We start from the raw sequence: 25,434 nt of genomic DNA on the forward strand, positions 1-25,434 counted from the left end.
CCTTGAGAGTATCATCATACAACTCAATAACCTTATACAACAATACTTATGAATTTCTTTGAATTGATCGTAGATGCGCTGGAAGACCTTTTGGCGTTTCTCGATCCTAATAAACATCGACTCAAAGGCAAGTTTATGCCTTCTTATAAAGTACTTAAGCGTAGATATAAGGGTTTTAATGTGAATGGTAAAAGTATTACTCCCAAACTCTCTATGCAGGGACTTTTAGTTAATGGAGAAACAGGGTCATATAAGACTTCTGGAGTAATCATAAGATCTATTCTTACCGTTACAGGAAGCCAATTAATTCATGACCCATCGAAAGAGCTTTTTGAAAAAACTTCTGGTGCATTAGCAGAAAAAGGCGTCAACATTTTTCAACTAGATTTTACCAACCCGAGTGGCAGTTTACGCTTTAGTCCAATGTTACGCGCAAATACTAAATCACAGATTACCCAATTAGCTACAAATCTAGTGACGATTAATGGCGATGATAAAGGAGAAGATGCTAGTTTTTGGAATCAGAAGGCAATTGAGACGCTATATGTACTTATCTCAATCCTTAAAACACAAGATGTGAAATATCAAAATTTAAGTAATGTCGCTTATCTTTTAGATATGATGCAAGCGGGACATACAACGGCTCTTGTTGATGCGTTTTTTGATGCTTATGGATCAGAGGAACTTTTTGTAAAATATTCTTCTATCAAATCACAATCTCCTAATACACTTTCCTCAGTACTTGGTACGGCACAGACCGCCGTACAACTCTTTACTCTCGATGAGAACATAGCTGCCATTACGGCTACAGACAATATTGGAGATTTTATTGATTTACGTAAAAGCCCTTCCGTTATCTATATTCATTCCAGTATTGCTAAGATGCACTACTACAGTAAGATTTCAAGTATTTTCTTATCCCAATTTTTCGAACGCTTTTTCGAAGAGCTCCCTCAAAAAGAGATGCTGGATATGTACTTCCATCTTGATGAGCTTCCTGTATTAAGTATTAATTCATTAGATGTGATATGTGCCAATATCCGAAAATACAGAGGAGCAATCATGGCAGTAACTCAAGATGCTAAAGCACAACTTACAGCTCGTTATGGTTATAGAGCGCAGGCGATACTGAGCAATCTTCGTACAAAGATTTACCTATCTGCTAATTTGAATACGGCAATGGAACTAGAACGTACACTTGGGCGATATGATTTCAATGACAAACAAGATGGAGATCGACTCAAAAGCAGATCTGTTCTTGCAGCTGATGAAATCATGGCATTGCCATCTAATAAAGCATTGGTATTTGTTTCAGGAATGCGGATGATGAAAGTACGGGTAACACCATATTTTAAGATCAAAAAGCTTCGTAAACTCTCAGAATTACCACCATTTGTAAGTGATGTGAATATATCCTCTGATACGATTGCGTTAATTTCATTAGAAAACCTTCTTCCAAATACTGATACCGATGAAAGTGCCGACTAAATTTACAGGGATACACGATTATCTCAATGAGATATTTGGGGGTATTGATCCTACAGATACAGAGATTGCATTAGCTAAAAAAGTATATTGGAGAGCCTATAATACGGATTTTAAAAGACGGATGCGAGCATCAAGTTCAAGTATCCATATCCGCTTGGAAAAGGAAGATATTAAGCAATTACAATCTGCTCTTTCCGAAGGACAGGAAATTGCACATCTGGTACGGGATATTTTGGTGCAGTACATCAGTAAAGGGCAGTCTAATCAACCTGTAATCAATACAGCACTTATTGAACAGCAGTTGTTCCTGATAAATGAATACTTACAGGAACTATTACTACTCGAAAAGATAGATGAGCAACGATTGCAGCAGTTAGAGGACTATATTCTTGCCATTGAAAAAGCCCTAATATGATTATCAAATCTAAAAGCTACAAGCATATAGGGGCATGTAAGACCCTCGTTTCTTATCTCCTGCGAGAGTCAGAACGAGACGAGGGTTTTGTACTCACTCGTTTTATCAAAGGCAAGAATCCAAGCCAAGAGCAGATTGTACATGCCTTTGAAGAGAACGAGAAGTATAGACTTACTAAGCGTAAAAATTCCGTGAGAGTTTATATGGAAATACTCTCCTTTCATAAAGACAATGCAAAAGATCTTACAAACGAAAAACTTCAAAAGATTGCTCGTAAGTACATCTCCCTACGCTCCAATCTATCCATAGCATTTGCCACCGTACATCGAAATGAGAAAGACCATGTACATCTCCATATATTGTTGAGCGGGACAGAATACAAAACTGGAAAGTCAGTCCGAATTTCAAGAGATGATTTTAAAAATAAGGTCAAGGTACCTGCCGAACAATATGTTAGAAGATATTTTCCAGAATTGGAAAAATCTGCAATTGATCATAATAAGAATTTACTCTCAAAAAAAAAGTCTTAATTCGAGATTCTGAATATCAGATGCAAGCTCGTGGGGTAGTGTCTGAAAAACAACGACTTCTACCCATACTAGAAAAAGCCTATGCTAAGGCAACGTCTCAAAAGGCTTTTTATATCGATTTACAGAAAAAGGGAATACAACTTTATACTTATCGGGGCGAAATACGAGGTGTTAAATCCACTCGTAAATTTCGTTTTCGGACTTTAGGATATAATACTGAAATTTTAAAATTATTGGATAAAAAAGTAGAGAAGAGTGCCCGTTTAGAGGCTCTTCGAAACATTAGAGAAAGCCAACAGGAACATTCTCTGGGAAGGGAGCGCACAAGAAAGAGATAAAATTACTTATTTTTAAAAATGGAACACAGAGAATTTGCGAATAAATTATCAGCTTGGATTCCTCCGAATATTATATCATTCGTTTTAAATGAGGATTTATCAGGCGCTTCTGATATTTCTAATGAAATGGAAATTCCTTTTGAATCAGATGTAATATCATCTAGTAAAGAAGTTAATCTTGAATTTTTTGTAAATCTTTATCTGAAAGGATTTTATTTGCCAGAAAATCTATGTAAGTTATTATTTTTTTATTATCCGAGCTATTGTACGAATAGTAATTTATCACTTTTAGGAAATATAAAATTCACAGGAAAAGTGGAGTATTATTCAAATGAAAAAGGTGAATACAGAAATTACCGTCTAATGAAAATTACCTCAACAAAAAGAGAACTCTTATTAATTAGAAGTCCTTTATTAACTTTAATTAAATTGCTGGAAGATGCTATAAAATTTTGGAAACCTATATCAATAAATGAAGACCTTGATTCCATATCTCATAGATCAACAGAAGATAGACTACATTCATTTATATCTCTTAAGACTATGGAGTATTTTGGTTTTAAGGATGCAGGAAATTCTGGATTAATCTCTGATCAATATAAAATAATGAGTTATAAAGGTTATTTTCATTGTTATGGACCTATGCCAGTCACACAAGAGGTAAAAGAAGCTATAATTATAAATAAGCCACGTTTTACATCTGAAGAATATAAATACTCAAAATATTATAAAGAATAATATGCTAGATGGTTTTGTACAAAGAGACAGTAGTCTACTTAATAATGGATCTTTAGAGAATATTTCTAGGTATAGAAATACTTTCTCTCCTTATTCTGAAATAGATAAAATAACTAAAATCACACCTAAAAAACATGTACATATAGATAAGTATTATGGATTAGCATATGACCATTGGATAGAAGAAGGAGGAGCCTTTTATGGAAAAACAGACAAAATGGAATTTTATGGTATCGATCATAAGGCAGATATGGGGTTTTTAAGAATTCCATTTAGAAGAATCCCTAGAATTTCTATTAAAAAACATGATGATATAAATAGTATTCTTCACGATTTAAAAAAACATTATAAAGATCATGATATCCTTTATCGAGGTCAAACAAAAGAATATTTTCTATCACGAGGGAAAGAGTCATTAAAGAAAATTTATGGGTGTGAGAATACATTAGAGCCATCATTATTGAATACAAGTTCAAGGACAAATACTAATATAGATTCAATAATACCAGAATGGAGTGGACTTTTGAGAGTTTCATTTGGAATGTATGCGCAATTATTAGATAACAAAGTATTAAGTGATAAGATTAATGACGAATTCAATTATTATCCATTTATGCATTATGCACTGTCAATTGCTCAACATTATGGACTACCTACAAATGGGTTAGATGTAACATCAGATATAGAAACAGCACTTTTTTTTGCTTTAAATACATATCACAAAACAGGGGCGTATAAAGCTAATTATCTTCATAAAAGGGATTGGAAATCGAAGTCTGTAATTTATATTTTTGCTTTACCACATAAATATTATAGTATTAATCATGAAGAAATATTATCTGGTATAATACCTAAATCAAGACCTTCTTTTCAGAATGCCTTTTTTTTACATAATAGTAGAGGATTGAATATAAATAACGCTACGGAACATTTAGTTGCAGCATTGTACCTAGATAATTCAGATGCTTTTAAGCAAAAAACATCTGAATTATTATTTCCAAATAGACAAAAAGATTTGATAGGTAATATCATTTTTGAAAATCTATTTAAGGCAAAATCAATCATACCGAATTTAGATTCTTATCTAAAATATTTTTACTGGATAAATTAATACAGAAAGTATTTCCCATTTATATAAAAGAGGCTTTTAGTAGCCTCTTTTTTGTGGTCGTGGTTGGGGTTTTAGGGGTTTCCCCTAACAGGATTCGCATTGTGAATAGGAGCTTGTGACATCACAATGCAATCCTGCGTTACTGTCTTAAAAGCAAAAGCGACTTGAGACCGTGACGCAGTCTGTCCGAAAAGCAACCTCAAAAAATTGCGACTTTGGACAGATATAAAATGTCCTCAAATGCTTAAACGATAAAAGCAGATGAGGACATTTTTTCTTAAGGACATTGGAAAATAGTTATGTTAAGTTTTCAGCAAATTCTTCAGCGATTTCTCCAATTTTCCAAGGAGCCGTATTGTCTTCTTCTCCATTGGTGTTTTCATTATCGAAATGAGTAAACTCTAATGTATCATTATTAAAATCTACACAATGGACATATTCGTGTATGATAGTATTTACTACTTTGGGAATGGTTCTTTTTCTGCCTAAGCGTAGGGTATTTATTTTAAAAAACTTAGAACTACTTGCAACTGCATTACCTATTCTTGGATTCCAGATAGTTCGTATGATAACAACAGTTCTGTATGATCTTATTTGTTCAGCAATTTCTGCTGGCGAAATGTTTGAATTATCAAAACTAGTAATAGATTCGATTTTACTATAAAACTCATCAAGAGCTAGTATTTTCTCAGCAATTTTCATTGCCTGTTTAATTTTTTTGTTTCGTTTGTAAAATTTAAATCTCATAATGTAATTTATTTAACTCTTAAAGTTATAAATAATTGATACAAAGGAATAAAAAATCCTCAAATTGCGTAGATAGTAAACGCAAGATGAGGACATTTTTCGTTAAAAGACATTGAATTATTATTCAATAGACTCCGTAGCATAATTGGTTATAAAATTCTCTCTGTATTGCTTAAAAATATCCGTTTGATGACCATAACTATTCGTAGATGATTTACGTCCTGTTACAGCAATTAAATACCATTTGTCATCAGTACTTTTATTAAATACAAAAGTGACTTTGTCTTTTTGTTTATTACTATCTCTTCTTTTACCTATATGGAGATTTTCAATATAACGTATTGTTACCTTAACGGTAGCTTGGTTTTCATTAACCATCTGTACTACGCCAATAGTATCAATAGTAACTTCATTTATTTGATAGTTATATTTCCAAATCTTTCCATACGGTTTGTATTCAATAGAATGTTTAAAATAGCTGTTATCTTCAATTTTTTGTTGTATCCAGTTTTCAACGGTTTCTTGTTTGAGTGTGTTTGAAGAACAGCTAAGGAATAAGGGGAGAAAGGCAATTAGATAGATTACATTTTTCATAATATGGTTATTTATATTTTTTCAATTGATGTAGCTACAAATTCAATAATCTTTATACCGTTGAGATGGTATTTCTGTACTCGAGTACCACCACGTAATTGAATCTTATCGCCACGTTTTAAATTGAATATGATATCGCTTTGATCCTTTGGAAGAAATACATAATCTCCAAGTTGTCCACCACCAAAAGGAGCATCTTTAGGTGTGCCTCCTATAGGTAGTACTTGAAATACAACATGATCTTTAGGAACTTTGGTCGCTTGGTTACGTGCCTTACCAGCACTATAAAATTCTACTTCGGTAACGATATCCGCTCCAATGTAATCCGTAGCGTATGCAGGATTCACCACTTTTGAATAATTGACGGTAGTACCCGCAGGTACACTTGCTGTAGCTTTTAGCGTCTTTGTTGTTATACAGCTAGTAAGTGAAGAAGCAAAAAGCAGTAAAAGGATGTAGTTAAATGTTTTCATAAATCTATGTTTTTGAGTTACTAATGAAGCAAACATAGTTAAATACATATAAAAAGCCTAATATATACAGCCTTGTATTAATTGCCTCATAACTAAGACTTCATTTGTAGGTTTACTCGTATTAATACTTTAGTAGGTGTTGTTATGAGATATCCAGATTCAGAAGCGTTTTATAAACAAGTAGGAGATAAAATACGTCAGTTACGTAAAGAGAAAGAATGGTCACAAACCGAACTTGGATATCAATCAGAATTAGATAAGTCCGTTATTCAAAGAATTGAACGCGGTGCAGGTAATAGTACCTTGAAGACACTTCTTAAAGTTGCCAACGCGCTAGATGTTCAATTCTATGAGCTTTTTCTTTTTTAAGTATTAGGAAATAAAAAACACCACATATAATGGTATTTTTTGACTAAATATTACCGAATGATTTTCCAATTTCAGATCTGAATGTCAATACTAATTAATGCATAACGCATTAATATCTTTCTTTTTACAGGTTTTACGATCATAAGGGTAAAAATCTGTTCCACTGCTTAACTTTCCAAATTCAGGAGTAAATGCAACTCCATGATAATGATTTCCTTCTGTGTCAGCACTTGCAATAACTCGCATTTCTAGTAAATCTGGATGCTTTTTTGCAAGAGCGTTTAAATGATCTAAATAGTCATTAAATGTCATATGTTTTTTGTCTCATCAGAAATAGACATCGGAGAAAAGATTTAAGTGTAAAGCAAAAATCATCCGATGTCTATTTCTGATCTTAAATCTTAATAATGATAATTGCTTTACATTATTATTCTATCATAATTGATCGTGTAATACAAGGTATATAGAGATAGTTATTTGGAGATGTATATATACTACCACTTAAGGACAGTCATTATTGGTCATTCAGATGCCTCAAAGATTAAAATATTATAGTAGTTCCAATATAAATAATTGATTTTTATTTGTTTATATGGAATAAAGATCATATATTAGCATTGTTCAAGTCATTTTATATCCAATAGTTAGCACACAATATTCTTTGTGGTGCTGTTTTTTTGTACCCAAGAATTTTTTATCGTGTGATCATCCTTTATGGTTATTTGGTGATCCAAGCATATACATTTTAATAGACTTTGTGTGTATGTATTGTAGACTCTTAATCTGAGAGAGAGTATAACTGTTCTCAGCTTGTAAAACTTAAATTTTTTATTATGAAAAACAGAACAGATTATTTAATAGATAGCAGATAACAACTATCTAAAAATCAACTTTACATCTATCAAGATGTACCCTCTTTAATGTCGAGGAGAGGTTAATTAACACTTGACTATTTTTTAACTTTTAAATTTTAAAATTATGAAAACCACAAAATTGTTTATTAGTAGTAGCTGTACTTGGTCCACTGTATTCGAGATTAAAGATTATCTCCGTAAGCAGAAGGATTTTCAAGTGAATCTATAAAAACAGAAAAAGATGAAAACTTTTAATAAAAAACAGCATTCTGTAATTAGGAAGCTGTCTGAATTTTCGATGAGTATTAACCCTAAAAACAAAAGTCTATGCAACAGGGTAATAAATCTGGAGGGAATGTATTTTATGTCATTCTTGTCCTCGCTAACTTGCTGGTATTTTCACTACCAGCAGAACTATGGTGGCATTTTGCATTAGTGCTTATAACACTAGCAATTGTATTAGTAATAGGAAAGAAATACCTACAGTAATACAAAATCACCAAAAACTTAAGAGGTGCGTAACTGCTAACTTTGGTTAGAATGACTTGAACAATCAGGTTACGCTCTCTTTAAGTTGTAATTATAAAGGGTGGCTAAGCCATCCTTTTTTGTTTTTAAACAATCCGCTTAACTATATAGTATTTATTATATAAAGAGACACTATTTTCCCCTCACTTTATTCAATTCCTCCAACCTCTTCTTCATCGTCACCGCTTGCGACTTCTCCAACTTATCCTTCTCAATAATAGAGTCCAGTAAGATCTCCACCACATTACGATTGTAGTCTGATAATCCCGCTATGGCTTCAAGTTTCTCAACAGTTGTTTGATCCTTTACCTCACGAGAACGAAATAAATCTACTACGTGAATTCCAATCGCATCGCATACACGTTCCAATGTTTGCAATTGCGGAGATACTTGTCCTGTTTCTAATCGGGAATAGGTACTTGGAAGCATATCACAAGACTTAGCAACATTGGCTTGGGTAAGCTTCTTTTCTACTCTATAAAACTTCAAGTTATCTATCAGTAATTGCTGTACTTCGGTCATAACGGCGGTTTTGTTTACCTCAAAAGTAGGTCATTTAGTCATAAACACCAAAAAACACACTAATTTATATATTTAGTGTGTTTAAAGTCAATTTATTTATATATTTGTGTGTATAACGCTGACATTCAGAATATGAATACTTTTAATACCACAAATCCGAACCATTACTCATATATCACAGAGGTGTTGGAATTCCATATTCTCGGTGGTATTTCAATCGCAGGACTAGATCGTATGCGCGTTACCTTAAAAATACATAAGGTGGATGCTCCTTTTCACGCCTTACGGCATACCATTGATTTATATAATGCGAATGCTCTTGAAAAGTTTGTACGCAAGATTGCTGAATTTTTAGAAGTAGGTACCTCTATTATACGACGTGCCTTGCAAGAACTGATTCATAAGCTAGAAACCTACCGATTAGAGTTATTAGAAATAGAAAATTCAGATGAGGTATTTGAATATGAACTTTCGCAAAAAGAAAGGAGACAAGCCATAACGATACTACGTTCTGATAGGCTGATGGAAAAGACAAATAAACTCATTGGAGCAAGTGGCGTGATTGGAGAAGTTGATAATCGATTACTGATGTATTTGATATTTACCTCTCGCATGATGCAGAATCCACTGCATTGTATATCCTTTGGAAGTTCAGGTGTTGGTAAGACGCATTTACAATCAAAAGTTGCAGCACTTATTCCAGATGAAGATAAAGTGGAGATGACAGTCTTATCGGCTAATGCTTTCTACTACTACAAACGAAATGAACTGAAGCATAAGCTTATCCTAATCGAAGATATGGATGGAGCCGAAGAAGTATTATATCCCCTTAGAGAATTACAAACCAAAAAACGTATTACCAAGTCTGTCGTACAAAAAGGAACTGGTGGGGAAGGCATCACCAAAAGCTTAACCGTAGAAGGACCTATATGTGTCGCAGGGTGTACCACCCAAGAAAGTATCTATGAAGATAATTCTAATCGTTCCTTCTTACTGTATATCGATGAAAGCGAAGAACAAGACGAGTGTATTATGAAATACCAGCGTTTGGAGTCGGCAGGACGAGTTAATAAGCAAGATCAAATAGATGCACAAAAGATACTCAATAACGTACAGAGACTTTTAAAGCCGGTACGTATTATCAATCCCTATGCAGAACATTTGATATTGCCTAAATCTGTTTTTAAACCACGACGTAGTAATGCGCATTATCTGCAATTCATAGAAGTGGTTACTTTCTATCATCAACATCAAAGGGAATCACAATTTGATGTACATACAGGAGAGGAATATATCGAAACTACGCTCGAAGATATTAAAGTAGCTAATGCACTTATCAAAGATACTTTGCTTCGTAAGTCTGACCCATTAAACGGAGTAACCAGAAACTACTTAGAAGCACTTAAAGTGTATTTACATAAAAAACAGAATACCGTATTTACCAATCAAGAGATCAGAAGGGAATTACGGATTAAGGAATCGACTTTGAGACGATATCATCAGTTACTTATCCAAGAAGGATATATCAAACGCAGAACAGATATTCAAAAGGAATCCTTTTGTTATGAAATTGTCGATGTAGATGAGTTTAGCCATTTAGAAACAACCATCGATATGGCGCTTAATATATGTGTCGAAAAGTTGCAAAAAGTGACAAAAGTATAAACGTCCGTGGCGACTCGCCACCGCCACTTCGCCAGCGGTTCGCCATTTGTAAAATGGCGAGGCTAAGTGTTTGATAAATAGAAAGTAATCGATGGTTCGCCACGAAAACTAAAAAATGTAAAAGGGTATGAAAAAACTACAACTTAAAAACGAGGTATTTATACAGCTCCTCTACTCATATACGAATTGGTTAGACGTACTTGGCTATGCTCCTACTACGGTCTATAACCTGCCGAATCACTTAAAAGAGTTCTTCTATTACTTAGAGAAGCGAGGACATCGTAATCTTGATTTAGTAACGACTCTACTTATCCAAGAATACTACACCCAACTATCACAACGTGGTAACCAAAGACGTGGCGGAGGATTATCAAAAGCCTTTTTAAATAAACACCAACAAGCCTTAAAGAAGTTCTTAGTTTACTTAAAAGAGCACAATGCCAATATTAAATTTGGTGTACACCTGAAAGGAGAGAAAATATCCTATCACAATACAGATAAGGTAATCCTTACCCAAGATGAAATCAAACGACTCTTTAAAGCTTGTGATTACTCCCACATGAGTGAACACTTTCAAATGAGAGACCGTGCAATACTCGTATTGTTATATAGTTGCGGACTCAGGCGAAATGAAGCAGTCCATATCAATTGCGAAGATATCTTATTTGATAAAGGACGTATCTATGTACGTAAAGGCAAAAACTACAAAGAACGCTTTGTGCCGATTAATGCTTATAATCTAAGTATTCTCCAAGACTATCTCTATGAAGGCAGACCAGAGTTTCAGAATAACTATCAAACCGATGCTTTTTTAATCTCGCAATTAGGAAAACGCATCAATGATATGTCGATAGCTAATAGGCTTAAGTATATAGTTGAAGCTAGCGAAGACGAAAACATCCAAGCAAAGGATATTACCCTGCATACCTTACGTCATAGCATCGCCACGCATCTCATGCAAAACAAGGTGCCTATGAAATCCATTAGTCAATTCTTAGGCCATTCTTCGCTTGAATCGACGCAAATCTATACGCACCTAGTAACGATGAACGAACATGAAATCATTTGACACCTATCTCTATGAAAAGGCGTATGCCAAATCAACAATCAACACCTATTTGATCTGTTGTGATAAGTTTATGAGTTGGTGTGAATCAAAAGACTATGACCCCTATACCATTGATTATAAAACCTGTTTAACCTACGCAAAGAAAATACAACGTCCCACAGCAGGGAAGCGACCCTCAAAGAAAACGACCAAACTACGCATTGGAGCCTTAAAAGTATTCTTTAACTATCTGATAGAAGAAAACCATAGAGGAGATAACCCGATGGAGAATATGAATATCAGAGGAGCAAAACGAACGCTGAATCATAATCTTTTAGAATATGAGGAACTGGAAGATTTGTTTTATAGTTTCAAAACGCAAAATATAGAATTACCCAATAGTCCATCGGTAGCAATACGAGATAAGGTGATTATAGGACTTATGATATATCAAGGACTTTCTATAACATCTATAAAACATCTTAAAATACACCACGTAAATCTAGAGCGAGGGAATATCTATGTTCCAAGCACACGGAAAACCAACTATCGCAAGCTAGAAATCAAATCGCCACAGGTGCTTTCCTTAGCCCAGTATATACAAACGGATAGGGAAACCTTGCAAAATGCTATAGCGTGCCACACAGAAGCGTTTATACCGCAAAACTCGGATCGTTTTACCATTGCTTGTCAGCTTTTTAAAAAACTCCGTACCATTAACCTCAATATCAAAAACGCACATCAGATACGAGCATCGGTTATTACCCATTGGTTAAAACTTCACAACATACGAGAGGTGCAATATATGGCAGGGCATCGGTATATTTCTTCTACCGAAAGATTTGTGCAAGATGATATCGAAAATCTACAAGAAATGATTGATAATTTGCATCCTATCAATTAATTACATTATTTTTTTAAATTACGGAAAGCCGTAAAGTTAATTTATCAAATGAGATTAACTTTTACCTCAATTATAAAATAACTTTACTAACATGTATTATGAGACTAATTATACTTCTTATCGTAATTAACATTCTTTACGGATGTAATAGTGTTAATTTTAAAAGTACTCAAAAGAGTGATAACAATACTAATAATTCAAATTATTTTTTTTTTTGAAAACATTATAGATGACTTAACAATTACTAAAGTAGCAGCAGATTCCATAAATAGTGATAGCGGGAAAATCGTTATTCCTGCTTCATATAGAACAATAACTATTCAATTAGGAGAAGAAAAAAATCTATACTCTGAATTAATAAAATTATTTGATCCAAATAATTTTGCTTGCCAATATGATGAGAAACTAAAAAAAAGATTAAAAAAAATTAAGGGAAAGAAAGGTGCTGAATTTGGTTTTATACCAAATATAATTTTAGAAAATGATTTAATTAAAGATACAGAGACAGTTGTTGAACTGAAAAGAGGAGGTAGTAATTTATTAGTTCACGGCTTTCATTTGATTGACAGTACTAACATTCAAAGCGACTTGATTTTTGCAAGAAAAGCACCAACAATACCCAATTATAATGAACTAGACTATTTTGAACGTAATAAGAATACTTATAATAATTTTTCCTACACATTAGATTGTTCTGGTTTTTTATCAGCAGCAATATCTGCTGATTTAGGATTAAAATCTAACTCTATAACTAGTAGTGCAAAAGGGGCACTAGATTCTGACAAATCACTAATTATAGTCAGTGGAGTTATTTATTCGCCTCTTTATCAAGCTTATAAAGGAGAGGGGCGATTTGAAGGGGTAGATAGTATTACAAAAAAACTTAGAATTGATGTGTTAAAATCAATTCTAAACGAAATTCCGAAAAAATATACTGAAAACACTAAGGTATTTATAAGCTCTAATTATGAAGTAATATTATCATCTAATTCTGGTAAATCTAGTTTTAATGGAGAAGCAAGTATTGGTCTAAATGGAAATTTAAGTTATGTTTTAGGAAATGTATCTGCAACTGGTCAGGCTAGTACTAAAATTGGAAGACAAAGCGAATTTATACAATATAACACATATATAGTTGATCAAAATATAAACGTTCTATTAGAAGATATTACAATAAAATCATTGAAAGATCTAATTACTAATTTAAGTGAATAGATTATTAACAAGTATGGATAGGGAGACCCTCCATAATATTATAGCGTGCCACACAAAGGCTTTTATATCGCAAAATTCGGATCGTTTTAGAATTGCTTGTCAGCTGTTTAAAAACTCCGTACCATTATCCTGAATATCAAAAACGCACATCAGATACGTGCATCGGTAATTACGCATTGGTTAAAACTTCACAACATACGTGAAGTTCAATATATGGCAGGACATCGCTATATTTCTTCTACCGAACGATTCCTGCAAGATGATATTGAAAATCTACAAGAAATGATTGATAATTTGCATCCTATCAATTAATTACTGTATCTTACAAATCCCTTAAGTTAAATGTATTACTCTAAACAAACCTCAATTTTCATTGGGGGTTATTTGTTTATTCTCCTCTGATTACGGGAAACCACAATTGTATTCGAATTTAAAATTGTTATTTGATAATCTTATAACACATTGTAAAGTATGCTTAAAAATTATAAGTGATGAATAAATCAGTAAAATTAAACTCATTATTTAATGAGTTCTACTTGTCAAAAAGTAAAGAAACCGCCCTTCAAAATTCAAAAGAAATTATAAAGTTTATTGAGGAAATTCATTTTAAGGAAATGGATGAATTATCAGCAAATATGAGTAGAAAAATGTATCAAAATAACTTTAATGATTACTTAGATAATTTTGAATCAGAAAAAAACCCATTCTTATCTACTGTTGATACTATTAGACAGATTTTATCTTTTCATTATAGGTTTGATTAAAATATTATAAATGAAAATAACTTTTGACTCTAATACTTGGAGAAAAATAGCATCTCCTAAGAATTTCCCCAAAGACCCTTTTAAAAAGGCTTATTTTGAGATTAATAAATCTATAAGATTAGGAAAAATAGAAGCATATTTAAGTGAAACTATTTTCACTTTGGAAGCCGTTAAACGAGTAGAAAGAAAGAGTTTTTTTAGAACATATTCTCCAAAAAAAACATATAATATTTCTGAAAAAAATGGAATTGTAAATATTTCTGCTTCAATTGCTCCAGATCCTAAACTTCACCCAGGAAATAATGAATTCCTTAACGAACATTTAAATGATGCTTTAAATCTTGGATTTAAAATAATAAATATTCCACGAATAGGAACAAGTGTTAATCCAGATATTGAAGGAAAGAAAATAGACTTGCATAATGTCAATGTAGAAAAATTAGCAATAGTCTCTGGTAGGATCGAAGAATTAAAAGCAGGCCTTTATGATATTAAGAAAATTGGAGAGAAGTACTACCCGAATAGTTGGTTTATAGGCGTAGGTAAAGCTCCTGATTCAGAAAATCAAAAGATTGCATCAGCAGTTGCTGAATGGGCAGATGGTGATTCTGTAGCAGCACATATAGGCCTTAATGGAGATTATTTTTGTACAAATGATAGTGCAAAGAAAGCTGGTTCGACTTCTGTATTAAGTATTGAAAATACTAGAATTTTGCACGAGGAATTTAATTTTAAAAAAATTACTCCATTAGAACTTTCAGAATTAATTTAATATTAAGTATAAGTTTTGAATTAAATGACATACAAAGATAAGATAGCTGAGTCTAGAGAAAAAGCACATACAAGACATGTAGCAACTAAAATATTAGACTTAATGAGAAAACTTCGGTTAGAAAATACCGAAAACTCAAAAAGGCGCTGGATATGGGAACTTATTCAAAATGCAATGGATGTTTCATTTGATAATAACTCAATCAAAATAAGGATTGAATTTGATCAAAAAGATTCTTATTCTTTGAAATTTAGCCATAATGGAAAACCATTTTCAGTTGAGAATATTACTTTTTTAATTGAGCAAGTTTCTACTAAGGATCGCGGTAGTTCCAATTCTAAAGATAAAAAGACTATAGGGAAATTTGGAACAGGTTTTTTGACAACTCATCTTTTATCAGAAAAAGTTCAAATAGAATCATTTTTGCACGAAGAAGGTGAACCCTATAGACGGATTGAAATTAATTTAGATAGAAGTGGCCGAGAGATTGAAGAAATTAGTAAATCTGTTGATGAATCTTTTAAAAACCTTGAAGAAGCAATATGGCAGGACCAAAATGAAAATTTCATTACTTCTAATTATAATACATGCTTTCACTATTCTTTAGACGAAAGTAAGATTCCAATTGCTCAATATGGATTGGATGACCTGACTATAAATCTCTCTTTTGTATTAGTCTTTGCTAATCAGATTGAAGAGGTACATCTTGCTCATGAGAAATTAAAATATTCTTTAAATCCAAAGCCAGAAAAACTCATAGAGAATATCTTGCTTCATAGGGTAAACATAACGGATGAACTACTATTTGATACAGAGAATTTAATTGTAACAATATCTGATAACGAAACAGTAATAGCTATTGAAGTAGAAAAGAATGACAGAGGTCAAATCTTAGTGAAGAAACATAATCAAAAAACGCCAAAATTATTTTGTACTTTTCCACTTATAGGAACAGAACTCTTCCCGTTCCCTGTCATTATTAATAATCCTTATTTTAATCCAACGGAACCAAGAGATGGGGTTTATCTTACAGATATAGATGAGCCAGATATTTTTCAAAACAAAAAGATACTTGAAAGTTCGGTTAATCTTTATCTTGAATTATTAAAATATGCAAGTAGCAATAAGTGGGGAAGTCTATATAACTTAGTTCATATAAATAACAATTTAGAATCAGAACTTATTTCAAATAATTGGTATGAAAATTTTATTAGAAACCCTATTATAGAAGGGCTTAACACCACTCCAATAATAACAACCTCTGAAGGAGAATTATTAAGCGTTAAAAATAGTAAAAGTAAACCTCAAATATATTTCCCATATCATATAGATAAAGATTCTAGAAGTTCTATTTGGCAATTTTCTCATGATTTAAATCCGTTTAACGTTCCTACAGAAATAGATATAGATAATTGGTATGAAGTAATTTGGAAAGGTTGCTATAAAGAAACTTATAAAACTATAATAGAAGATATTAAGGATTTAAAGGAACTCTCAACTCTTTCTGAAAGATTAGATTATGACGATGAAAATAAATCTATTATTTGGTTAGAGAAATTCTACAAAACTTTACATAAAGAAAGTAATATAAAAGGGGAATTCTTTTCTCTTCAAATATTCCCTAATCAAAATGGAGAATTTAACTCTACTAATGGACTTTTTGGTGATAATGAAATTGATGAAAAACTTAAAAAAATAGCAAAACTTTTGGGTTATGATATAAAAAGTGAGCTTTTAGATAGTAGAATATCTTTTATAAAATTTCCTGAAAGTAGATTTAGAGACAATAAATATATAGCAAGTACAATTAGAGACTTAATACAATCCAAACTAAATGAGGTAGATAGAAGCGCGGAAACTAAGCAAATTTTCAAAGAAATATATTTATGGTTTAACGAAAACAATCTCTTAGCAAAAGATATTTTTGGGAGTTTATATAAGAATAAACATCGTCTTTATGATGATGAGATAGTAATTGAAAATATGAAAAAAGCAGAAGAGCTAGATGTTTTGATGGAGGAATATGGTATAGACAACATGAATGTTTTAAAAGAAAAGCTTAGTACATTAAAGTCAAATGAGATAGTATCTGTACCTGAAGAAGAGTTTCGTCATGATTCGATAAGTGAAAATGTTTTATTGATCTACGGTATCACGTCAGAACAACAACTTAAAGAAATGTTATTAGATGTTAAGTTTAGTAATAGATTTATACATATAAATACTCCTACACAGAAAATGTATGATTATGCTCAAAATTTAATAGAACGAGCTATAAAAAATGTAAAAGAATACCTGATAAGTCTTCCAAATTACGGTTCTGACTGGGAGGATATTGCTCCAACAATCATTTCAGGTGAAAAAGAAGAAAAATCAATTTCGATAGTAGTAAGACCATCAGATAATGGTGAGGTTATATTTTATTATGGTTCAGAACGAGATGCTCTTGAAGATGGAAGTTCAGAATTATGGGTTGAAGATGGTATTAGTGCTCCGCTCAATCTTACTTTAGGTAAAATTTTAAAAAAGACTGGAATAACTAAAATTATGTTAGATGGAGATTGAAGAATTAAATAGTATTATAGGTAAACCTGAAAGTGAAGTTTTGGAATATAAGACTTCATTACCTCCATCAAAAAATATGGCTCAATTAATCTGTTCTTTCGCTAATACAAGTGGAGGCTATATTATTCTTGGAGTAACAAAAGAAAGCGGTAGGGTTGAAACTATCGGATTAAGCCAAGAATTTAGATCAAATGCAATTACTAGAAAAGCAATTGACCAATTAACCCCAAAGCCTGAGGTTAATTATGGATATGTTACATATAATGATAAAAACCTATTTGTTATTCAAGTAAAAAAGTCTGAATCTGAGCTTATCTTTTTTGATAATAAGGCATACCAACGAACTGGTTCAAGAACAACAGTTACTATAGTAGACGAAGCTTCTTTTGATCCTAATGGATATAAAGAATTAAATATTCTAAATAATAAACTAATAAACTCTTTTGATAATAGTACAAATTCAAAAATTGACCTATTAAATCATTACAAAAGTGTTTTAAAAATTATTGATAATTCGCGTTTATTACTTTATCCTGTATCTGCCGAACTACCTACTACAAATTCGGAAGGAAAAATATTAACAAGAATTTTATACTCATCTTATGTAGATACATTTGAAGGTTATTTATCAGATTTGCTATATGAAATATATATAACAAAACCAGATACTTTAAGAGAGCATCAAGAAGTTACTGTAAAAGAAGTTCTAAATTGCTCAGATATAGAGGAATTTGTTAGATATATTGCTAAAAAGAAAATAGGTAAACTCCAAAGAGGAAGTGTCAAGGGCTTTATTAAAGATAATATTCCTATTAGTAGTTTAAATATAATTACAGAAGATGATCAAGATACTATTGAGAAAATATTACAAATCAGACATCTTTTTTCTCACAGGAACGGGATAGTTGATGAAAAATTTCTAAAATATTTTCAAGGTAACTTCCAACTAAATTCAGAATTTGAACTTTCAATAAAACAAATTATTGAAAAAATGGAATACTTACTCAATATTATTGAAAAAATAGATAAGAAAGCAATAGATAAATTTAGACTTTCAACTCTTTAGAATATAGAATGATAATACCCTATGTTCCTTATATTAACAGTCGTAACCAATACGAAAAAAACAAACTGAATGTCATTACCACATAACTCAACAAATCTAAGGAACAGGGTAAAAAAACTTTATTTACCTAAAACGAAAGCATTATATCCTTTATTTGAGGTGATTAGTAATTCTATACACGCTATTCAAGAACAACAAATCTTAAAACCTGATTTTAAAGGAAAAATTAAAATAATGGCTATTCGTAATGGAGATGCTGAAGTTCTTAAACAAATTTCAAATATTGAAGAATACCCAATTAATTCATTTGAAATTATTGATAATGGAATTGGTCTAAACGAAGAAAATATTAAATCATTTTCGGAATTTGATTCTGAAAAAAAAGCAGAAATTGGTGGGAAAGGAGTCGGAAGACTTATTTGTTTAAAAGCTTTTAAAAAATTGTCTGTAGAGAGCATATACAAAAGCAATATGACTTTTAAAATGCTACATTTTGATTATAGAAAATCAAAAGAAGGATTTGATAATTTTAAAGATAATTTAAACACGACAAAAACAAGTACCGGAACAAAAGTTGTTTTGTCACAATATGAAGATAATTATGATAAATCTGTTCCAAAATCTTTACGAGAAATAGCAAGACAAATTATCACTCACTTTCAATTATATTTTATTCAAAAAATTGAACCAGAAATAATTATTGCAAACCAAGATGATGTAGAAATAAACTTAAATAATTTGTTTTTAAAGGATTTTGAAAAAGAAATATTAGAAGACGCTTTTGAAATCTCAAATCAAACTTTTAAAATATTTATTTCAAAATCTCACAAAGCAAAAAGTCATAAGATACATTATTGTGCACACGAAAGAACAGTAAAAGACGAAGGCTTATCTAAATATTTAGTGGATTTGAATAATAAAATTACTGGTGAAAATAAAGAAGGGTATTTTTTTCAAGTTTTTGTTATCGGAGACTATTTAAATAGGAATGTAAATGAAGCTAGAACAAGTTTTAATTTCACATTAGAGGAAGATGAGGAAGAAATCGATTTAAAAGAAATAACACTATCTAAAATCAGAAAACAAACTATTCTAAGTATTGAGAAACTTTTAAATGATTTTCTAAAAAAAGTTAGAACAGAGAAGTTAGAGACTTACTATCCCATAATTGAAGAAGAATACCCAAATTATCATAGTGTAATTCATTACAATAAAGAAAGAATAGAAAAGCTTCCAGCTGGTTTATCAAAGCACGAATTAGATTTGAAATTATATGAAATTGAAAGTGATTGGAGAATAGAGGTTAAAACAAAAGGGATTGATTTAATTGATAAGAAAAAAGACATAACTAATTTAGTAGAATATAAGGAACTCTATAGTGATTTTCTTACACAATTTAATGAAATAGGGCAGTCAGACTTAACTAGGTATGTAATACATAGACGTTCCGTAATTGACTTACTAGATAAATTAATCGAATTAAATGAGTTAGAGAAATTCGCTAATGAAGATATTGTTCATAGCTTATTTTTTCCCATAAGAGAAACAGGTAGAACAGTAACAACAGAAAAACAAAATCTTTGGTTATTGGACGAAAGACTTACTTATAATTCTCTACTTGCTTCGGATAAATTATTTCAGCAAATTGAAGGTATAAGTTCTGACTCCACTAAACGTTCTGATATTGTAATTAAAAAAGAAGAAGTATTTGAAAATGCTACTTTATTTTCAGAAGACAAATATCCTTTTGAATCTTTTACAATAGTAGAATTTAAAAAACCTGAAAGGGATAATTATAAACACGGAATCTATAAAGATGACCCAATCAAACAGGTAAGAACATATATTGAGAAAATTATAGAGGGAAATCAAAAAGTGAAAGGGAAAAGAATTGAAGCTAATAAACTTACTCCATTTTATTGCTATATAGTTGCGGACAAAACCCCAACTCTTGATAAGATTTTGGATTATGAAGGTTTCGATCCAACACCTGATGGTCTTGGTTCATTTAAGTTTTACGACACTAAAACTTCAAGAGCTTATATTGAGGTTTTACCATTCAAAAAAATAATTAAAGATTCAAAACAAAGGAATAAAATATTGTTTGATAAACTAAAATTGAGCTAGAGGTACTGGCTACAGAAGCTATGTAAAATCAGTTGTGACTTTAGTTTATTTATTAATTTTAGTGATTAAGCCACACAACTAATTTATAGAATAACATCATTTGCAAGCTTAAAAAAAAAATCATAATAAATAACTTAAATCAAGAATAAATTGACACTACGGCATAGAAGTAATATTAATAAAAAATATGTTGATGATTCAGAAGTGTATATCTATGAAGATCACAGAACGATACTTAATGTTCTTTACGTATTAAAAGATAAATCTCAAGCACCACTAGACATATTTATGTTTGATGACCACGATGATGCTTGCCATCCCTCTAAGGATATATTAGAAGTTGCTCAAGAGTTTGCTATCAATAATCCATCAGTTGAAGATTTCTGGTCATTTGTTGAGTTTAAATTAGGCGGTCTTGATGATGATTGGGTGATTACTGGAATGGAATTAGGTTTGATAAATAACGTGTTTCTTTTTCATTCGAGTCGCTCAAGTATATCGTTTGTAGAAAAATATGAAACCAAGCACTTTGGAACAAAAAAGATTTATAATATCGGTGATGTATGGGATGAATTAAGTCATAGAGGATGTCTTGAAGATATTGTTAAAATAGGTGAATATGGAGAACTCTGGAATGATATGGGATGGAATTATTCAAAAGAAGATTATAGATTCCATTTTGAGCCGAAAAATAACTTTATTGTTGATTTTGATCTTGATTGTTTTTCAACGACCATACTGGATAAATTAATGGCAATTCCGTCAGAGTTGTTGATTGAAAAATTTAAAGAAAACCTATACCCAGGTCATCATTGTTATTACACAAGTGAATCTTTTGTAAGGGATTTAATTAAAAAATCAGAATTTATAACTATGTGTTTTGAGAATGGTTGCTGTGGGGGTATACGAGAAAGTTATAAAATATTTGAAACAGTAGATTATCTGTTTTTTGATAATAAAATTGGCAATTAGTTATTTTGAAAAATCTAATACCAATTTTTAAAAAAATATCTTTTTCATTTAGGAAGGATTCGAACTCTATTTTCAAAATATTGATTATACGTGTATTATGACTTAATTTTATTTAATTGGTAAAAATTTAAACCAATTTAGATTTTTTTAAAAAGTCAAATATGGAAATTGCATCATTTTTTAAAAATGAATATATCCCAAAAAGAGAAGAGATAAAACCAATAAGTGAGACCACTAATTCCATTAGCTTAAATATACAAAAAATCAACGAAATATTTTTTAATATTCAAAATATCATTAATATCTCTCTGGTTTATTTGAAAATAATTTAATTTTGAATTATGTCATAATGTCCTGATTTTCAATTTGGAATGATCCTTGAAATCATATAATCTTTTAAAAGATTATATGGGATGACAAAATTACTTTTAACAATTGAGGAGATTTTAAGTGACGTTTATGGAGATGATACTGGAGGAGCTATAGAACTTCTTGATGAATATAATCTCCGAGAAGTCGTAAATGAAAAACTTCTATATCTAAAAAGAAAAACTAACTTTTTAGATATAGATCATATTTCAACATTCTCTTTTTCTTTATTAAAAGCAATTAATAATATTGTTTTGAAAGTTGAAAATGGTAAGGATAAGAGATTACTTAAATATACTCTAGCTGATATAGGGAATTATCTTATAAAGAAATTAATAGAGCAAGAAAAGATGACTTTTGAAGATTTTGAGGAACTTGGAAAATCCTTAAGGGAGTTTTGTGAATTGGAGGGATATAATTATCAAGATTTAGAAAGATTATTACAAATTGATCGTTCAATAAAAATAAAAACAAATCATAAGAATCTTTCAGTAATAAAAAACCAAATTAATGTCTATTATGAATGGAATGGAAATAAAGATCTCTTGGAATATATCATAGATAATTTGAAATCTGAAAAAATAATTGTACTGAAGTCTGAATTTGAAAAACTATTTTCTGTTACTCCTAAGCAGGTAAGAATTAAAAGAGATTCTAAGGACTTCATTATAGTATTATTTGATGTTTTAAAGAATAAAAAATTAATCACTCCAAGAGGTAATAAGGGACATTTTGTTCCTTTAAAGAGTTTTGCTATTGACTTTGATAAAAAAGTTTTATTTAAAAAAGAAATGAAATTATACAAACAAGCAATTAAGAAAAAAATAGCTAAGTATAATGAATATAGGATTAGAGCTGAAAAATGGATTGCTTGAAATCCAAGGTAAAATTTACCTTGGATTTACCTTGACCAAAGTTCTTTGAATACGCATTAGGGTTGATTATAACTTTGTAGATATAATCGTAAAAAACTATTATGAATACTAAAATGTTTATTAAAGAAAATCAACTTCGTCCAGCGGATGTAATTGTATTAAGAAAAAAAGTTTTTGGAATGTTTGATCATTTCGCTATTTATTTAGGAAATAATAGATTCGGCAAACCTGAATTTATAGCAAACTTTACAGAAGGAGTACAAATTATTCCTGAAGCAAAAATCAATGAGCAACTTCAGACCTACGTGCCAGAACGCATTGAAAAATTTGAAGGAAATTATATTGAACGTGATATTGCCGTAAGAAGAGCAAAATCAAAAATTGGGAAAACAGTATATAGTTTTTTAGGAAATAACTGTGAACATTTTAAAAATTGGGTGATTTTTGGAGAAAAATATAGTGAACAAGTAGATAGTGCAGGTACTGGTTTAACTGTAGCAGGAGGAGCACTTGTAGTTGGAGGTTTGTTAAAATCTAATTCTAAAGCTACTGGTTGGGGTCTTGCTGCTTTAGCTGTTGGTTTACTTTTAAAAGGACTCGCGTATAGAGAGGATGAAGAAGTAGATTAAGTATTTTAAATTCCTTCAGGATTTTTTTGAGTTGGATACACTCTAGTTACACGAACAGTTGTATCCTCTACCTTGTAATAAACTCGATATTTTCTTTTTACTATAACTCTTCTACAAGAAGGGTCATATTCATCGATCTGCCATTGTTCAGAAAAAACAGTTTGTTCTACAGCATCAATAATATCGTTAATGTGGATATATGCTTTTTCTGGAGAAACTTCTAGATAGTATTCTAAAATGTCATCTAGATCAACTTCCGATTGAGTAGACCAGATGATTTGATCGTAATTCTTTGCCATACTTCTTTAGTGTCTGGCGTACTTTTGACGGATTTCAGAGTGCGTCTTAAATTCTCCTCTTTCAATTGATTTTATTGCCTCATTATTATTCTCAACAATATCATTTTTAGTAAGAGCTTCTCCTTTTATAGTATAAGCAACGACTTCATCTTCATCAGAAATATCTTCTTTGTAGGTTTTATGAAGCGCATTAACCATTCTCAAAAAGCGCTCATCTGAGTTACTGATAATTTCTATTAATTTATTTCTAAGTTCTACTGCTCCCATAATTAGAGGTATTATATCACAAATATAACGAAAGTTCTTCCCGTTATGGTATGGGTATCAAAAATCTATCCAAAAGGATTATGACAGTATATGACAATTCAGTAGCTTCGTAGGTATTGCAAATGGGATGTCTACAATTACATATCGAGAATGAGCCAAGATTAAGATTGGCATACTCTAAAAAAGGTCAAAAGCTCTTAAAAATTAGCCTTAGTTACTATCCATTTGGATTACAGCAACAAGGGTACAACGACGTGGTAACATCCAATTCGAACAGCGTTGCGAACCGTTTTTCTTTCGGAGGAAAGGAGTTTGGAGAAGAACTTGGACTCGATTGGTATGATGTATCTGCTCGTAATTATGACCCTGCGATAGCAAGATGGATGAATCTTGATCCATTAGCAGAAGCAATGAGAAGGCATTCTCCATATAATTTTGCATTTGATAATCCTATTTATTTTACCGACCCTGATGGGATGAGTCCAAATGGATGTTGTGGAGGAGCCAAAGGAGGGCTTTTGGGGACAGGTCTATATGTATTAAATAGAGGCTTAGAAATTGTTAAAAAAGTATCAGAGGGAGAATCATTAACATCTGCTTATTATAGCACATATAAAAGTGATGCGAAACAAGTATTAAGATATGGAACTCCTGTAGAAGATGGTTATGGTGTTGTTACAGGAGAAAATTTCGATGGACAGCAATATAATAGAGCCGAAGCAGTTGCTTGGGGTCTTGCAAGTTTTATTCCTTTTGCCAAATTAGGTAAGTTAAGTAAAGTGGCTATTAAAGGCTTCAAACAAATGGATAATGTGGTAAAGTATTCAGATGAAGTTGCTGATTTGGTTCAGGGTACGGGAAAAATACAGGATGAAAGTGGAAAGCTAGGAAAAGAAATTGTGACGGCGCTTAAGGAAGGTAGTAATTCACTAAATGATGGTATAAAAGTTGCTGAAGATGTGATAGGTGGATTAGGCGATGATGCTGTCGAAAAATTAGGTAAATTTGGTAGTCAAGATGGCGTAAAAGTTGGTTATCAGTCTGCTAACGGCAAGAAAGGTTGGCGAGTTGATTACGATGGAACTAAAGGAGGTCATATCAATTGGTGGAATGGTAAAGAAAAAGGAGCTATTCTTATTAATTCAGGACAGAATCAAATAGACCAAATTATTAAAAATAGTACTTTTTAA

The 25,434-nt window shown here is 31.4% G+C and carries 28 protein-coding genes; 21 read left to right on the forward strand and 7 right to left on the reverse strand.

What is annotated here, in order from left to right; all coding sequences use genetic code 11:
- Positions 1-48 precede the first annotated feature (48 nt).
- From Q1A01_RS03940 to Q1A01_RS03965, 6 genes are read left to right on the forward strand one after another with little or no spacing between them, the layout of a single operon-like run.
- Complete coding sequence (locus Q1A01_RS03940) at positions 49-1,488, forward strand: type IV secretory system conjugative DNA transfer family protein (protein WP_299676299.1); 1,440 nt, start codon at positions 49-51, stop codon at positions 1,486-1,488.
- On the forward strand, positions 1,472-1,903 hold the full coding sequence (locus tag Q1A01_RS03945; RefSeq protein WP_299676302.1) for a hypothetical protein: 432 nt from the start codon (positions 1,472-1,474) through the stop codon (positions 1,901-1,903). Before Q1A01_RS03940 ends, Q1A01_RS03945 begins: the two co-directional genes overlap by 17 nt.
- Positions 1,900-2,433 (forward strand): relaxase/mobilization nuclease domain-containing protein, encoded by a 534-nt coding sequence (locus Q1A01_RS03950; protein ID WP_299676305.1) that lies wholly within the window; start codon positions 1,900-1,902, stop codon positions 2,431-2,433. The genes Q1A01_RS03945 and Q1A01_RS03950 overlap by 4 nt, the downstream gene beginning before the upstream one ends.
- Positions 2,434-2,471: 38 nt before the next feature.
- Entirely contained in the window at positions 2,472-2,771 is a 300-nt protein-coding gene (locus tag Q1A01_RS03955; protein ID WP_299676308.1) for a hypothetical protein, read from the forward strand.
- An 18-nt stretch (positions 2,772-2,789) separates the two neighbouring features.
- Positions 2,790-3,509: a hypothetical protein gene (locus tag Q1A01_RS03960; protein ID WP_299676311.1), complete on the forward strand. Its 720-nt coding sequence runs from the start codon at positions 2,790-2,792 to the stop codon at positions 3,507-3,509.
- Between the two features lies 1 nt (position 3,510).
- Positions 3,511-4,620, forward strand: coding sequence for an FRG domain-containing protein (locus Q1A01_RS03965; protein ID WP_299676314.1), 1,110 nt, complete (start codon positions 3,511-3,513; stop codon positions 4,618-4,620).
- A 297-nt stretch (positions 4,621-4,917) separates the two neighbouring features.
- Here the strand turns inward: Q1A01_RS03965 and Q1A01_RS03970 are convergent, their stop codons facing one another.
- From Q1A01_RS03970 to Q1A01_RS03980, 3 genes are all read right to left on the reverse strand, one after another.
- Positions 4,918-5,367, reverse strand: a complete 450-nt coding sequence (locus Q1A01_RS03970; RefSeq protein ID WP_299676317.1) for a hypothetical protein — start codon at positions 5,365-5,367, stop codon at positions 4,918-4,920.
- Between the two features lie 120 nt (positions 5,368-5,487).
- Positions 5,488-5,961, reverse strand: a complete 474-nt coding sequence (locus Q1A01_RS03975; RefSeq protein WP_299676320.1) for a hypothetical protein — start codon at positions 5,959-5,961, stop codon at positions 5,488-5,490.
- An 11-nt stretch (positions 5,962-5,972) separates the two neighbouring features.
- The gene (locus Q1A01_RS03980) at positions 5,973-6,434 is read right to left on the reverse strand and encodes a hypothetical protein (protein ID WP_299676322.1); all 462 of its coding nucleotides are present in this window, start codon (positions 6,432-6,434) and stop codon (positions 5,973-5,975) included.
- Between the two features lie 144 nt (positions 6,435-6,578).
- Here Q1A01_RS03980 and Q1A01_RS03985 point away from each other — a divergent pair, with 144 nt between their 5' ends.
- On the forward strand, positions 6,579-6,803 hold the full coding sequence (locus Q1A01_RS03985; protein WP_299676324.1) for a helix-turn-helix transcriptional regulator: 225 nt from the start codon (positions 6,579-6,581) through the stop codon (positions 6,801-6,803).
- 90 nt (positions 6,804-6,893) lie between these two features.
- On the opposite strand, the gene Q1A01_RS03990 is transcribed toward Q1A01_RS03985, so the two are convergent.
- Positions 6,894-7,115 (reverse strand): hypothetical protein, encoded by a 222-nt coding sequence (locus Q1A01_RS03990; protein ID WP_299676326.1) that lies wholly within the window; start codon positions 7,113-7,115, stop codon positions 6,894-6,896.
- Positions 7,116-7,984: 869 nt separating this feature from the next.
- On the opposite strand from Q1A01_RS03990, the gene Q1A01_RS03995 reads away from it, so the two are divergent.
- Positions 7,985-8,146, forward strand: a complete 162-nt coding sequence (locus Q1A01_RS03995) for a hypothetical protein (RefSeq protein ID WP_299676328.1) — start codon at positions 7,985-7,987, stop codon at positions 8,144-8,146.
- 171 nt (positions 8,147-8,317) lie between these two features.
- Here Q1A01_RS03995 and Q1A01_RS04000 read toward each other — a convergent pair whose 3' ends face one another.
- The gene (locus tag Q1A01_RS04000) at positions 8,318-8,707 is read right to left on the reverse strand and encodes a helix-turn-helix transcriptional regulator (RefSeq protein WP_299676331.1); all 390 of its coding nucleotides are present in this window, start codon (positions 8,705-8,707) and stop codon (positions 8,318-8,320) included.
- Between the two features lie 132 nt (positions 8,708-8,839).
- On the opposite strand from Q1A01_RS04000, the gene Q1A01_RS04005 reads away from it, so the two are divergent.
- From Q1A01_RS04005 to Q1A01_RS04060, 12 genes are all read left to right on the forward strand, one after another.
- On the forward strand, positions 8,840-10,372 hold the full coding sequence (locus Q1A01_RS04005; protein ID WP_299676334.1) for a hypothetical protein: 1,533 nt from the start codon (positions 8,840-8,842) through the stop codon (positions 10,370-10,372).
- A gap of 127 nt (positions 10,373-10,499) precedes the next feature.
- A complete protein-coding gene (locus Q1A01_RS04010) occupies positions 10,500-11,441 on the forward strand; it encodes a tyrosine-type recombinase/integrase (RefSeq protein ID WP_299676337.1) in 942 nt (313 codons plus the stop codon).
- The gene (locus Q1A01_RS04015; protein WP_299676340.1) at positions 11,428-12,324 is read left to right on the forward strand and encodes a tyrosine-type recombinase/integrase; all 897 of its coding nucleotides are present in this window, start codon (positions 11,428-11,430) and stop codon (positions 12,322-12,324) included. Before Q1A01_RS04010 ends, Q1A01_RS04015 begins: the two co-directional genes overlap by 14 nt.
- 177 nt (positions 12,325-12,501) lie before the next feature.
- Positions 12,502-13,539 (forward strand): hypothetical protein, encoded by a 1,038-nt coding sequence (locus Q1A01_RS04020; protein ID WP_299676343.1) that lies wholly within the window; start codon positions 12,502-12,504, stop codon positions 13,537-13,539.
- A gap of 491 nt (positions 13,540-14,030) precedes the next feature.
- Positions 14,031-14,303 carry a hypothetical protein gene (locus Q1A01_RS04025; protein WP_299676345.1) on the forward strand — a complete coding sequence of 91 codons (273 nt, stop codon included), beginning with the start codon at positions 14,031-14,033 and terminating at the stop codon, positions 14,301-14,303.
- A 10-nt stretch (positions 14,304-14,313) separates the two neighbouring features.
- Complete coding sequence (locus tag Q1A01_RS04030; RefSeq protein ID WP_299676348.1) at positions 14,314-15,075, forward strand: hypothetical protein; 762 nt, start codon at positions 14,314-14,316, stop codon at positions 15,073-15,075.
- A 24-nt stretch (positions 15,076-15,099) separates the two neighbouring features.
- On the forward strand, positions 15,100-17,640 hold the full coding sequence (locus tag Q1A01_RS04035) for an ATP-binding protein (RefSeq protein ID WP_299676351.1): 2,541 nt from the start codon (positions 15,100-15,102) through the stop codon (positions 17,638-17,640).
- Entirely contained in the window at positions 17,630-18,706 is a 1,077-nt protein-coding gene (locus Q1A01_RS04040; RefSeq protein WP_299676354.1) for an ATP-binding protein, read from the forward strand. Before Q1A01_RS04035 ends, Q1A01_RS04040 begins: the two co-directional genes overlap by 11 nt.
- A 69-nt stretch (positions 18,707-18,775) precedes the next feature.
- Complete coding sequence (locus tag Q1A01_RS04045; RefSeq protein WP_299676357.1) at positions 18,776-20,833, forward strand: ATP-binding protein; 2,058 nt, start codon at positions 18,776-18,778, stop codon at positions 20,831-20,833.
- A 150-nt stretch (positions 20,834-20,983) separates the two neighbouring features.
- Positions 20,984-21,805, forward strand: coding sequence for a hypothetical protein (locus tag Q1A01_RS04050; RefSeq protein WP_299676360.1), 822 nt, complete (start codon positions 20,984-20,986; stop codon positions 21,803-21,805).
- A 413-nt stretch (positions 21,806-22,218) separates the two neighbouring features.
- Positions 22,219-23,049 (forward strand): hypothetical protein, encoded by an 831-nt coding sequence (locus Q1A01_RS04055; RefSeq protein ID WP_299676363.1) that lies wholly within the window; start codon positions 22,219-22,221, stop codon positions 23,047-23,049.
- Between the two features lie 101 nt (positions 23,050-23,150).
- Positions 23,151-23,678, forward strand: a complete 528-nt coding sequence (locus tag Q1A01_RS04060) for a lecithin retinol acyltransferase family protein (protein WP_299676366.1) — start codon at positions 23,151-23,153, stop codon at positions 23,676-23,678.
- 5 nt (positions 23,679-23,683) lie between these two features.
- Here the strand turns inward: Q1A01_RS04060 and Q1A01_RS04065 are convergent, their stop codons facing one another.
- Together Q1A01_RS04065 and Q1A01_RS04070 are read right to left on the reverse strand one after the other, a co-directional pair.
- Positions 23,684-23,977, reverse strand: a complete 294-nt coding sequence (locus Q1A01_RS04065; RefSeq protein WP_299676369.1) for a type II toxin-antitoxin system RelE/ParE family toxin — start codon at positions 23,975-23,977, stop codon at positions 23,684-23,686.
- A gap of 6 nt (positions 23,978-23,983) precedes the next feature.
- Positions 23,984-24,244 carry a hypothetical protein gene (locus tag Q1A01_RS04070; protein WP_299676371.1) on the reverse strand — a complete coding sequence of 87 codons (261 nt, stop codon included), beginning with the start codon at positions 24,242-24,244 and terminating at the stop codon, positions 23,984-23,986.
- A gap of 167 nt (positions 24,245-24,411) precedes the next feature.
- Here Q1A01_RS04070 and Q1A01_RS04075 point away from each other — a divergent pair, with 167 nt between their 5' ends.
- The gene (locus Q1A01_RS04075) at positions 24,412-25,434 is read left to right on the forward strand and encodes an RHS repeat-associated core domain-containing protein (protein ID WP_299676373.1); all 1,023 of its coding nucleotides are present in this window, start codon (positions 24,412-24,414) and stop codon (positions 25,432-25,434) included.

Origin of the sequence: uncultured Dokdonia sp., assembly GCF_947492815.1 — a bacterium.
In the GTDB taxonomy this organism is placed as follows: domain Bacteria; phylum Bacteroidota; class Bacteroidia; order Flavobacteriales; family Flavobacteriaceae; genus Dokdonia.